10 protein-coding genes are annotated in these 12,042 nt (G+C 66.3%); all 10 read right to left on the bottom strand.

The features are described 5' to 3' along the window. Positions 1 to 19: 19 nt before the first annotated feature. Positions 20 to 949, bottom strand: a complete 930-nt coding sequence (locus tag JI75_RS02280) for a DegV family protein (RefSeq protein WP_039688428.1) — start codon at positions 947 to 949, stop codon at positions 20 to 22. A 50-nt stretch (positions 950 to 999) separates the two neighbouring features. Next, positions 1,000 to 1,839, bottom strand: coding sequence for a DegV family protein (locus tag JI75_RS02275; protein WP_240993228.1), 840 nt, complete (start codon positions 1,837 to 1,839; stop codon positions 1,000 to 1,002). A 98-nt stretch (positions 1,840 to 1,937) separates the two neighbouring features. Then, complete coding sequence (locus JI75_RS02270; protein ID WP_039688425.1) at positions 1,938 to 3,389, bottom strand: nicotinate phosphoribosyltransferase; 1,452 nt, start codon at positions 3,387 to 3,389, stop codon at positions 1,938 to 1,940. Between the two features lie 76 nt (positions 3,390 to 3,465). Further along, complete coding sequence (locus JI75_RS02265; RefSeq protein ID WP_039688423.1) at positions 3,466 to 4,992, bottom strand: regulatory iron-sulfur-containing complex subunit RicT; 1,527 nt, start codon at positions 4,990 to 4,992, stop codon at positions 3,466 to 3,468. After that, on the bottom strand, positions 4,958 to 6,106 hold the full coding sequence (locus JI75_RS02260) for a DNA polymerase III subunit (RefSeq protein WP_039688421.1): 1,149 nt from the start codon (positions 6,104 to 6,106) through the stop codon (positions 4,958 to 4,960). The genes JI75_RS02265 and JI75_RS02260 overlap by 35 nt, the downstream gene beginning before the upstream one ends. After that, positions 6,103 to 6,837 carry a dTMP kinase gene (tmk, locus tag JI75_RS02255; RefSeq protein WP_039688419.1) on the bottom strand — a complete coding sequence of 245 codons (735 nt, stop codon included), beginning with the start codon at positions 6,835 to 6,837 and terminating at the stop codon, positions 6,103 to 6,105. The genes JI75_RS02260 and tmk overlap by 4 nt, the downstream gene beginning before the upstream one ends. A 27-nt stretch (positions 6,838 to 6,864) precedes the next feature. Further along, the gene (locus JI75_RS02250; protein ID WP_039688416.1) at positions 6,865 to 7,407 is read right to left on the bottom strand and encodes a fumarate hydratase C-terminal domain-containing protein; all 543 of its coding nucleotides are present in this window, start codon (positions 7,405 to 7,407) and stop codon (positions 6,865 to 6,867) included. After that, positions 7,397 to 8,239, bottom strand: coding sequence for a fumarate hydratase (locus JI75_RS02245; protein ID WP_039688414.1), 843 nt, complete (start codon positions 8,237 to 8,239; stop codon positions 7,397 to 7,399). The genes JI75_RS02250 and JI75_RS02245 overlap by 11 nt, the downstream gene beginning before the upstream one ends. A gap of 49 nt (positions 8,240 to 8,288) precedes the next feature. Next, the gene (locus JI75_RS02240) at positions 8,289 to 9,437 is read right to left on the bottom strand and encodes an NAD(P)-dependent malic enzyme (RefSeq protein ID WP_039688412.1); all 1,149 of its coding nucleotides are present in this window, start codon (positions 9,435 to 9,437) and stop codon (positions 8,289 to 8,291) included. 24 nt (positions 9,438 to 9,461) lie between these two features. Further along, entirely contained in the window at positions 9,462 to 12,020 is a 2,559-nt protein-coding gene (locus JI75_RS02235) for a DNA topoisomerase I (RefSeq protein WP_039688410.1), read from the bottom strand. Positions 12,021 to 12,042: the final 22 nt, after the last annotated feature.

Below are 12,042 nucleotides of genomic sequence, written 5' to 3'. Positions count from 1 at the left end.
CGCTATTGTGACGGATAGTCTAATCGCGATGGACGCGCGAGGCGATGCGCTCGGAGATGGACAGCATCTCGCGGCTGTCGACGCCCCAGAATGCCAGAGCCAGCATCCCGGGCCCCACATGGGAGCCGATGACAGGGCCGATGGAGGTTTCCAGGAACACGATCGACTCGTCCACCTTGCGCAGTTCGTCCTTGAGGCGCTCGACGTCTTTCGGGCAGTCGGAATGCCCGATGATCACGCGGCGACGCTCGTCGGTCACGCTCTCGATGCGCTTCTTGTAGAACTCGGCGAGCTGCTTGATGCCCTTCTTGCGGCCGCGGGCAACCCCCACCAGCGACAGCTTCCCGTCGAGGGCGATATCGAGCATGGGCTTCACGTCGAGCTTCGCTCCCGCCAGCGCCACCGATGCGGGGATGCGCCCGCCGCGGCGCAGGGACTCGAGGTCGTCGACCATGAACATCTCGTTGATGAAGTACTTCGCCTCGTTGGCCCACTCGACCATCTGGGAGGCCGTCAGACCGCGCGAGCGTTCGCGCAGGGCCTCGTACACCAGCAAGCCCTCGGCGATCGACGCGAGACACGTTTCGACCACGTGCAGCTCGAACCCGGGGTACTCCGCCACGATCTGGTCGCGCACCATGAGCGCGGTGTCGAAGCTGCCCGAAAGCCCCCGCGTGAAGCTGAGGTACACGGTGGGGACGCCCTCGCGGGCCGCCTGCTCGAACACCTCGCGGAACCTCACCAGGGGAACCTGCGCCGTCGAAGGCTGCTCGCCGTTGCGCATGCCCTCGTAGAACTCATGCGCGCTGATCGATTTGAACAGGTCGTCGGAACGCTCGCCCTCGCTGGTGAGGTACGGGAATTCCAGAAGGGTCACGCCTTCGTCTTCAACCACGTCGAAGGGAAGGTCGCAACACGAGTCGATGATCAGATTGCACTGAGGCTTCATGCGCCCCTCCTAGCAGAGCAAGGGGGCCGAAGCCCCCTTTTTGGAAAATATCAGGCAGAGCAGACAACGGCCGATAACGGCTTGTTTATCTTGTCGGCAATTCTACTCGCGCATTCGTATGCGATGCCAATCGCGGGGCCAACATGCACACCAACAACAGGAGTCACCGGCTTGACCGCAACGGCGTGCCCCAGCAGCGGTTCGATCTTCTCGCGCGCCCACGCGACGGCGTCGGTCTTGTCGCCGATGTAGTGGACCACGACGTTTTTGATGCCGTACTGCTCGACGTCTTTCTTGAACAGATCGTACATGGCCTTCATGGCCTTGCCGTGCGTGCGCACCTTGACGAAGGGGTTCACCTTGCCGTCCGTGACCGTGATGATCGGGATGATCTTCACCAGCCCGCCGATGAGGGCGGCAGCCGCCCCGATGCGCCCGCCCGCGCGCAGAAACGCGAGGGAGTCGGGGACGAAGAGGAAGCGCGACGAGGCGATGCCCTCGTAGCATTCCGACACGCACGTATCCAGATCGGCCCCGGCATCGCGCGCTGCGACGGCGCGCAGAAGCGGCCAGGTCTCGTCGTAGGACACCGAGCAGGCGTCGATGATGCGGAAGTTGAACCCGGCGTTGCGGGCAGCCACCGAACGGGCGGCTCGAATAGCGCCTTCGTAGGTTCCCGACAGGCCGGAGCTCAGGAACACGCCCAGAAGCTCGTCGCCGTCTTGGGCGATCTTCTCGAAGATCTCCTCGAGCTCGTGCTGGGAAGGCTGGCTCGACGTGGGGGTGTTATCCACCATATCGGCTATCTTTGCGTAGAATTCCTCGACATCGAGGTCGGACTCGACGTATTCGACCCCGTTCCAATTCACGAAAAGCGAGGCGACCGCGATATCGCGCTCGCGCGCCTCGTCGACGGACAGGCCAGCCAGTGACCGAATCGGTGACGATCTTTACCATACACCCCTCCTTAAAAGTGGATCCATCCAACCTACTCGATACCGAGCAGGCGCGCAACCAGTTCTTGCCTTCTGTCGAAAAGCGTGCGCTCCAAACCCACAGGATACGTATGCGGGTTGAGCATGCGCTTCTGGGTTTCGTCGAGCGTCGCCAATCCGGCGCGAGCGCGGTCGCGTGCGGCGAGGGCATCGCGCTGGGACGCCTCGAGCACCACGTTGCCCCCGCGGGCGAACGGCGCCAGCAGCGGCTCGAACCGCATGCCGGCCAGCTTTTTTCGGCGCAGCGCATCGTGGGGGTCGACGATGGTCTCGCACTCCCCCACCCCGTAGTTGACGTCGAACACCATATCGCCCGCGATCAGGCCGTTGTCGTAGAAGTAGCGCCGCACGTCCAGCACGCCGGGCGTCGTGAGCTTCTGAGCGCTTCCCGTGATCTTGACGTGGTCTTTCCATGCGCCGCCGGGTTCGCGCGTGGCGCCCAGCTTGTACACCCCGCCCAGTGTGGGCTGATCGTAGGCGCAGGCCAGCTTCGTCCCGACGCCCCATCCCGCCACCTGGGCCCCCTCGTCGCGGATCGATTTGATCGCGTATTCGTCGAGGTCGTTGGAAAGGACGATGCCGCAATCGGAAAGCCCCGCCTCATCGAGCGTGCGGCGCGCGCCCTTGGCCAGCCATGCCAAGTCGCCCGAATCGATGCGGATCCCCGCGAGCCGCTGGCCGCGTTCGCGCATCTCGAGGCCCACCGTGATGGCGTTGCGCACGCCCTGCTCGACGTCGTAGGTATCGACCAGAAGCACGCAGTTGTCGGGGAACGACTCCGCATACGCCCGGAACGCCGACAGCTCGTCGGGAAACGACATCACCCACGAATGCCCGTGCGTCCCCGACACGGGCAGGCCGAACATCTGGCCCGCCAGCACATTCGACGTCGAGGCACATCCGCCCACCACCGCGGCGCGCGAGGCCCACACCCCGCCCGCCGCCCCCTGGGCGCGGCGCAGTCCGAATTCGGCGACGGGCGCCTCTGCGGCCTGGCACACCCGCGCGGCCTTCGTGGCTATGAGCGTCTCGAAGTTGATGCAGTTCAGAAGAGCCGTCTCCAGAAGCTGGCACTCGAGGATGGACCCGCGCACGCGCACGAGCGGCTCGTTGGGAAACACCACCGTCCCCTCGAGCACCGCGTCGATGTCGACGCCCAGCCTGAAGCCGCGGAGGTATTCCAGGAAGTCGCGGCCGAACAGGGGCCTGCCTTCGGCCGACCTCACCTCCGACAGGTAGTCGATGGCCTCGTCGTCGAAGCGGTAGGACTCCACCATCTCGGCGAGCTGGTCGGTGCCGCATGCGATCGCGTAGCCCCCTTTGAAGGGGTAGCTGCGAAAGTACATATGGAAGCATGCTTCGGTGCCGCCCACCCCGTGGTCCCAGTACCCCTGGGCCATGGTGAGCTGGTACAGATCGGTGAGCATCGCGTAATCGATCTTCACGGGAAATCCTCCTTGCACGGAACCTGCCTGCCTCCGATGATGCGACAGATGCCCCGTTCGGGGCATCTGATGGGGTCTATCCGGTCGGGGTCGGGGAGTCGCCCGACGCGTCGGTCCTGTGGGTGCGCCTGCGCGGGCGGCGGCGCCCCTGTCCCCCCGCCTGCTCCGCTCCGTTCTCGCGGGCTCCCTGGGAAGGCGCTTCGGACGGCGCGGACGCGTCGTCCCGGCGCTTCCTCAGCTCCGACGAACGGCGGCCGGGACGGGCGGCGGATCCCGCCTGCGCCCCCTCGGACGACGAGGCGGGGCGCTGCGCGGAAGTTCGGGCGCCATCGGCGCCCTGCTTGCCCGAACGGGAGCGCGATCGGCGCGAAGAGCGGCCCTTGGGAGCCGCGTCGCCCCTCGGGGCATCAGGGGCCTGTTCTCGGGTGCGGGGCGCCTCGGATGCTTCGGCGGGGCGCTCGGACCCGTCGGCGGACAGCTTCACCGACCGGCGGCGGCGCTGGCGATGCGACGTCTGCTCTGATGCGGCGGCTTCGTCGGCGGCCTCCGACGCGCGCTTGCCGCGGCGGTTGCGCGGCTTGGCGTCGCCTTTGCCCGAACGGGACGAACCGGATGCGTCGGATTTCCCGCGCGCCTTCCCGCCTCCGATGGTCCTCACCTTCGTAGGATCGCCCAGCTGGTCTTCCTGGGTGATCTGCGAGGTCGACAGGTCGCCCAGACCGAACGTGGAAGCCGCCTCCTCCGAGCCGATGCGCTCCCACTCCTGCTTTTTGATGCAGTTGGGGCGCGAAGAATCGCCGCAGCAGCACATCGACGACAGCGGAACCTTGACCGGCTTCTCCCCTTCGAGCTTGACCGAAACCACTTCGCGGGGAACGTCCAGATCGACGACCTTCCCCACGCCGTCGGGCGTTTCGATCTTGGCGTTCTTCTTCGGCGCGCGGCCCTTGAAATCCTTGTAGGCGTCGTATTCGTAGCGCAAACAGCACATCAGGCGGCCGCACACCCCCGATATCTTCTGGGGGTTCAGCGAGAGGTCCTGCTCTTTGGCCATACGGATGGAAACCGGGCTGAACTCGCCGCCCAGGCGGCGGCAGCACAGCTCCTGGCCGCAATGGCCGTAGCCCCCCACCATGCGCGCCTCGTCGCGCACGCCGATCTGCTTCATGTCGACGCGCACGTGGAACTCGGCCGCCAGCTTGCGCACGAGCTCGCGGAAATCGACGCGCTCTTCGGACTCGAAGTAGAAGACGGCCTTGTCGCCTTCGAACATGAACTCGACGGCGATGGGGCGCATATCCTTCACCGTCTCGGCTGCCAGCTGCTTGAACAGCGGCAGCGCGTCGCGACCGCGCTGGTCCATCTCGACCGAACGCGCGACGTCCTCTTCGGTCGCCAGGCGCTTCACGGGCTTGAGGGCGCTTTTCAGCGAGCCCAGCTGCTCTTGGGTGGGCTCGAACACCGAATCGCACAGGGCGCCGAACTCCAAGCCGCGCGCCGTGAGCACCACCACCGAATCGTTCGGATTCAGTTCGAGGTCGCGGGCGTCGAACCACAGCGTCTTCGGATTATATGCAAGCCTGATAGGGGCTATGCGAACCATACAGGGCCTCTTTCAATTCAAACAGCAACGCGTCGAAGCACGTCTCGGGGGAAACATTATACGAGATAGCCGCGCTGCACGTGCGCACCGAGGCGATCGCGCGCGCTATGCGGGCCTCGTCGGTGGCGGCAGCGGCCTCTTCGATGGCCGTCATGACGTCGACGTTCACGACGACCTCGGGCGATTCCGCGCACACCGCCAAGACGTCGCGGAGAAACGAGGCGATGATCGAGGCGACCTGGTTCAGCGACTCGAGGTTCTTCGCCGTCAGGGCCTTCTTGTTGCGCTCTTCGATGCGGCGGATGGCCGACTTGGCGAGGAAGTCCTCGCTCTCCCTGATCTCGGCCTCCTGCGCCGCCCTGATCTCGTCGAGCGGGGCCTTGGCCAGGCCCACCAGCTCGCGGGCAGCCTCGATGCAGGCCCAGGAATCCATCGAGTCCAAACGGCCCATGACCCCCAGCACCGATTTCCTGAACTCCATGCGCTCGTTGGACTTCACGAACTCGATGGTCCTCGTGATCGACCCGTCGCAGGCGGCCAGGCCGATGCGTGCGCGGGCGGGGGTGACGCCGGCCTGCTGGGCTATGATGCCGGCGGCCTCGGTTGCGGGTATATGGCGAAACGGCACCACCGAGCAGCGCGACACGATGGTGGGCAGCACGCTTTCGCGCGTCCGACCGAGCAAGATGAGCACCACGTCGTCGGGAGGCTCTTCGAGCGTCTTGAGGAAGGCGTTGGCCGAAGCCGCGTTCATGAGGTCGACCCGGTCGATGATGTAGACCTTCCTGTCCGCCTGGATGGGGGAAAGCGACGTGTCGGCCACGATGTCGCGCACCTGGTCGACCAAGTAGCCGGTGGCCCCTTCGGGCGCGTAGTAGTGCACGTCGGGATGCTTGCGCCGGCGCACCCTGCGGCACGCATCGCACTCCCCGCATCCGCCCGACGCGCAGACGAGGGCCTCGGCGAGCGCGTAGGCGGCCAGCGTCTTGTTCGAACCGGCCGGACCGGTGAACAGATATGCGTGGGTCACGCGGTCGTTTCTGACCGATGCGCGCAGAAAATCGCGCACCTGGGGCTGCCCGAACACGCCCTCGAACGGATCGCCCCCGCTCATCGAGGCCTCCCTTCATGGCGCGCGCGGTCGAGCGGCGCGAACAGGTCCTCGCCGCAGACCTCGTCGTCGCCCATCCAGGGGAACAGATCCGACAGCTCCGAGAAGATCATCCGCGACGTTTCGGACTTGCGGTCGGCGGACACCACGATGCGCACCCGGTCGCTCTCGCTTTGCGCGAGGGACCGAAAGCCCTCCATCACGCGCTCGTGGAACTCCAGGCCCGCAAGCTCCATGCGGTCGGCCTCGTGATGCCGCGTGGCGCGCTCCAAGCCCACCTGGGCCCGCTCTCCGGTAGTCATGAGGATGGTACGATCGGGCACGAGGCCCTGGGTCGAAAACTCGTTGGCCTGCTCGACGAACGCGCGCGGCAAACCCCGGCCGAACGCCTGGTAGGCAACGGTGGAGTCGCAGAACCGATCGCACAGGACGACGGCCCCGCGCTCGAGTGCGGGCGCGATGACCTCGGCGACGATCTGAGCGCGGGCGGCTTCGTACACGAAGAGCTCGGCCCGATCGGACATCTCGGCGCAGGCGGGATCCAGCACCACGTCGCGCAGCCGCTCCCCGATGGGCGTTCCGCCGGGCTCGCGCAGGCACACGACCTCGCGGCCCTGCTCGCGGAGGTGCTGGGCGAGGAACCTGATATGGGTGGTTTTACCGGCGCCGTCGCCGCCCTCGAACGTGATGAAGATCCCGCGCCCGGGCGTTTCGGCATGCGAATCGAAACTCATGAGATGTCCTGTTTGAGACGCCCTCGATCACAGGGCGAAGTCGTAAACGTCGTTTCCGCGCACATCGATCCCGACGAACACGGGGAAGTCCTCGACCTCGATCCGTCGGAGGGCTTCCGTTCCGAGATCATCATACGCTTCAACCGTCTCCGAGACCACGCACTTCGCCAAATAAGCAGCAGCTCCCCCGACGGCGACGAAGTACACCGACCCGGTTTCCATGCACGCGCGGCGCACCTCGGCCGAGCGGGTTCCCTTGCCCACGGTCGCCGCCACCCCGGCGCGGTAGAGCCGAGGGGCGGCGAAATCCATGCGCGACGCCGTCGTGGGACCGATCGCCCCGAACGGGCGCCCGGAAGCCGCGGGGGTGGGACCCGCGTAGAAGATCGCCTGGCCGGAAAGGCCGTAGGGCAAACGATCGCTTCCGGCGGCGTCGAGCTCGGACAGAAGGCGGATGTGCCCCGCGTCGCGCAGCGTGTACAGGGGCCCGCTCAGAAGACAGGCGTCCCCCGCGTTCAAGGACGCGAGGTCGGAGCGGCTCAAGGGAAGGCGCAGGCGCTTAGAGCTCATAGGTGCCCCTCCTCATGGCCGAGCATCCCATGTTGACGGCGACGGGAAGCGCCGCGATATGGCAGGGGGCCGTGGCCACGCGCACGCCCAGCGCAGTGGTCGAGCCCCCCAGGGCCCCGGCCCCCAACCCCGTGGCGTTCACGGCTTCGAGGAGCTCGCGCTCGAAGCGGGCGGTCCGCTCGTCGCAGGCCGGTTCGTCCAGGGGCCTCATGAGCGCCCGCTTGGCCAAACCCGCCACCTTGTCGAAGGTCGAGCCCACCCCCACGCCCACCACAAGCGGGGGGCAGGCGTTGGCGGCCTTATCGCGCACGCAGGAGACGACGGCGTCGATCACGCCCTGGCGCCCTGCGCTGGGAGAAAGCATCACCACGCGGCTGGCGTTATCCGACCCGCCCCCCTTCAGCATGACGTGCAGGCGCGCACCGGGACGGGCGCACGGATGGATCTCGCAGAACGCCGGGGTGTTGGACGCGGTGTTGGTCCGGTCGAACAGCGCATCGCGCACGATGGACATGCGCAGGCGCCCCTCGGCGTAGGCAGCGGCCACGGCATCGTCCACGTCGGCCATGACGTCGCCGGCGACGCACATGTCGGGCCCCACTTCCAGGCTCACCCATACCGACCCGGTGTCCTGGCAGATGGCGACCCTGTCCTCGGAGGCGATGCGCGCGTTTTCGACCAGCAGCTCCAGGACCTTGGAGGCGCGCGGGCTGTCCTCCGCCTTTGCGGCCTCGACGAGCCCGCATCTGATGTCGTCGGGCAGATCGAACGCCAGGCTGGAAACGGCCTGGCGGACGGTGCGGGCGACAAGCTCGCGCTCAATCGGTCTCATCGGGCTCCTTCCGCGCTGTCGCAACGCCCACCTGCACCCGGAAGGGCGCCTAGAGGCATTCCCTCACGGCCCGGGCGACAACCTGGGCGGCGCGCGGGTCGAAGGGGTCGGGCATGATGAAGTCCTCGTTCAGCTCTTCGTCGGAGACCAGGTCCGCAAGCGCTTCGGCTGCGGCGAGCTTCATGTCGTCGGTGATGGCCGGGGCATGCGCCTCGAGGGCGCCCTTGAAGATACCCGGGAACGCGATGACGTTGTTGATCTGGTTCGGGAAGTCGCTTCGGCCCGTCGCCGCGATGCGGGCACCGGCGGCCTTGGCGTCGGCGGGGTAGATCTCGGGGACGGGGTTGGCCAGCCCGAAGATCACGGGATCGGCGGCCATGGTGGCGATCATGTCGGGCGTGATGGCCCCCGGTGCCGAAACGCCGATGAAGATATCGGCTCCCACCAGGGCGTCTGCAAGCGATCCCGAAAGGTCGTCGAGGTTGGTGACTTCCAGCATCGCGCGCTTGACGTCGTTGAGTCGCTCGGAGCGAGACGAGATGATGCCCTTGGAGTCGCACAGCACGACGTGCTTGAAGCCGTACAGCAACAGCAGCTTGGCGATGGCGATGCCCGCCGCGCCCGACCCGTTCACCACGATACGGCAATCCTCCACCCGCTTGCCGATGATGCGCAGCGCGTTGATGATGCCGCACAGAACCACGATGGCCGTGCCGTGCTGGTCGTCGTGGAACACCGGGATGTCGAGCTCGGCTTTCAGGCGCTCCTCGATCTCGAAGCAGCGCGGGGCCGAGATGTCCTCGAGGTTGATCCCGCCGAAAGTGGGCGCGAGGCGCTTCACCGTCTCGACGATCTCGTCGGCGTCTTGCGTGTCGAGGCAGATGGGAAACGCGTTGACGCCCCCGAACTCCTTGAACAGAACCGCCTTGCCCTCCATGACGGGCATGGCCGCCGCAGCACCGATGTTGCCCAGCCCCAGCACGGCGCTCCCGTCGCTGACCACGGCGATGGTGTTGCCCTTCAGCGTGTAGTCGTAGGCCAGCGCCTCGTCGGCGGCGATGTCCTTGCAGGGCTCCGCGACGCCGGGGGTATAGGCGATGGCCAGGTCCTCGCGCGTGGCCAGCTTCATCTTCGGTTCGGTGGAAATCTTGCCGGCCCACTCCCGATGCAGCCGGATCGCCTCGTCACGATTGCTCATTGCTGTTCCCGTCCCTCTCGTTCGCTATTCCGCAGATTCGCTTTCGGCAGAAGCCTTCGGCGCGGCCTTCTTCGACGCAGAGCGCTTCGCAGGCGCCTTCTTGGCGGGCGCTTTCTTGGAAGCGCGCCCCTTGCCGCTTGCGGCCTTGCCGTCCTGGCCGTCCTTCTCCTTGCCCGGGCAGTCGAAGTTCGGGCACAGCTTCCACGGACCGCGCGCCGTGGTGACGATCACCATGGGCGCGCCGCAGTGCTCGCAGACCTCTTCGGTTGCCGTGAGGTTACCGTACTGCGGAAGGGGGTAGCTCGTCTCGCATTCCTCGTAGTTCTCACAACGAATGAAGCGCTTCAGGGTTCGGGGGTTTCGCTGGGCGATGAGCTTGCCCGTCTTGCCGGCGGCCCTGCACGTCGGGCACTCGCCCACCACCACGTCGGGCTCCTGGTTGGTGGCGCAGTTCGGGTCGATGCACACCACGCGCGGCTTCGAGCGGAACGCCGTCACCTTCACCTGGGGCATGCCGCAGGTCGGGCAAAGCTCGGGCACCGACTCGATCTTTCCCTTGGGAAGCGGGTACGTGACGTCGCAGTCGGGCCACCCCGAACAGCCGATGAACATCGACTTGGTTTTCTGGGATGCGCGTATCTGCAGATCCTTGCCGCACTTCGGGCATACGCCCACGTACGCGTCGGCCGCCACCGCGTCGGCAAGCGCCTCTTTCACCTCCTCGGCCTTGGGAAGAAGCGCCTGCAGCTGGCTTGCCAGGCGGTTGCGCGAGTCCAAAACGACGTCGCCTTTGGTGGTCTTGCCCTCGGCGATGTTGTTCATCTCCTGCTCGAGCTCGGCCGTCATCTCGGGGTGCGTGATATGGGGCGCGTACTTGTCCAGCGCATCGCACACCGCCATGCCCAGCTGGGACGGCTCGATCGGATCGTTTTGGATGTACTTCACGTTGTAGAGGCGCTCGATGATGGCGTGGCGGGTCGATTTGGTTCCCAGTCCGAGCTTTTCCATCTCCTGGATAAGGCGCCCCTGCGAGTAGCGCGCGGGCGGCTCGGTCTGCTTCTTCGTGCAGGTCGCGCCGTTGAACGCCACGGTATCGCCCACCGAAAGCGCGGGCAGCTGCTCGTCTTTCTTCAACCCGTACGGGTAGATGGCGCGAAAACCCGGCTTGACCAGCACGTCGCCGCGCGCGGCAAAGGACTCGCCGGCCACATCGAGCGACACCTTGGTGCCCTCGATGACCGCCGCCTCGGAAAGCGTCGCCAGGAAACGGCGGGCGATGAGGTTGTACAGCTTGTAGTTCGCCGCGGGCATGTCGTCGGGCGTCGCCTTCGACGTGGGATAGATGGGCGGGTGGTCGGTGGTCTCCTGCTTGCCCCGCGTGGCCACCAGCTTGCCCTTCCTCAGAAGGGCCTCGCAGTACTCGGTGTAGGCGGGGTTGCCGGCGATGGTGCGCACCGTTTCCTCGAGGCTCATGGAAGACGGGTACACCGTGTTGTCGACGCGCGGATAGGAGATGTAGCCGTCCATGTAGAGGCTCTCGGCGATGCGCATGGTGCGCGCCGGGCTGATGCCCTCGGCGGCGGCTGCGGCCATGAGGCTGGTGGTGTTGAACGGGGCGGGCGGGCGCACCGTGCGCTTCTTGCTCTCGACGGCGGCCACCGAGGCGACGCTCGCCTTTGCCACGCGGCCCATAACCGCCTCGGCCTCGGCCTGGACCTTGAAGCGCGCCGTGGCGTGCGGAGCCGTGAACTCGCCTTCGCCCGACCCGAACGAGCCCTGGATGACCCAGTAGTCCTCGGGCACGAACGCCATGCGCTCGCGCTCCTTCGCCACGATGAGGGCGAGCGTGGGCGTCTGGACGCGCCCCGACGAGCGCACGTTGCCGTACCCGGCGAACTTGACCAGCGTGAGGTAGCGCGTGAGCACAGCGCCCCAGATAAGATCGATATCTTGGCGCGACGCCCCCGCCGAAGCGAGGTCGCGGTCGAGCTCCACCAGGTTGGAGAACGCATGCGTTATCTCCTCTTTGGTGAACGCGGAATAGCGGGCCCGGCTGACCGGGGCGGTGGGATTGACCTCTTGGATGCAGCTGAGGGCATCGGAGCCGATGAGCTCTCCCTCGCGGTCGAAGTCGGTGGCGATGATGACCGAATCGCACTTCTTCGCCAGGTTCTTAAGCGACCGAATGATGTCCTTTTCCTTGGGGAGCTTCTCGATGGGCGCGTACACCAGGTACGGCAGGGCGTCCATCTTCCACGACTTCAGCTCGATGCCGTCGGGGAGGAATGGCTTGCGCTTCGTCTTGTACGGCGGCTTTTCGAGGTCGGAGGGAAGCTGTGCGGCGACGACTTCCCCTTCCGCCGTCACCCCCTGCCAACCCTTGGACTTCTTGTACACCAGCGTGGGAGTGAAGTCGGGCTCGAGAATGTGCCCGCGAAGGCCGATGGTGACCCATTCCTCCCCGTCGATGGTGAAGCGGTAAACCGGCGTCGAGAACACCTTGTCCTTCGTCGGCTTCGATGCGCCCAGCAGATCGGCGATCTTCTCGGCGGCGTCGTTTTTCTCGGTGACCACAAGTTTCATGCGGCATCCTCTCTCGCGCTGC

The sequence above is a fragment of the Berryella intestinalis genome, from assembly GCF_000814825.1.
In the GTDB taxonomy this organism is placed as follows: Bacteria; Actinomycetota; Coriobacteriia; order Coriobacteriales; family Eggerthellaceae; genus Berryella; species Berryella intestinalis.
Note: the sequence above shows the minus strand (reverse complement) of the source record. Positions and strands in the feature narration are given on the sequence as shown.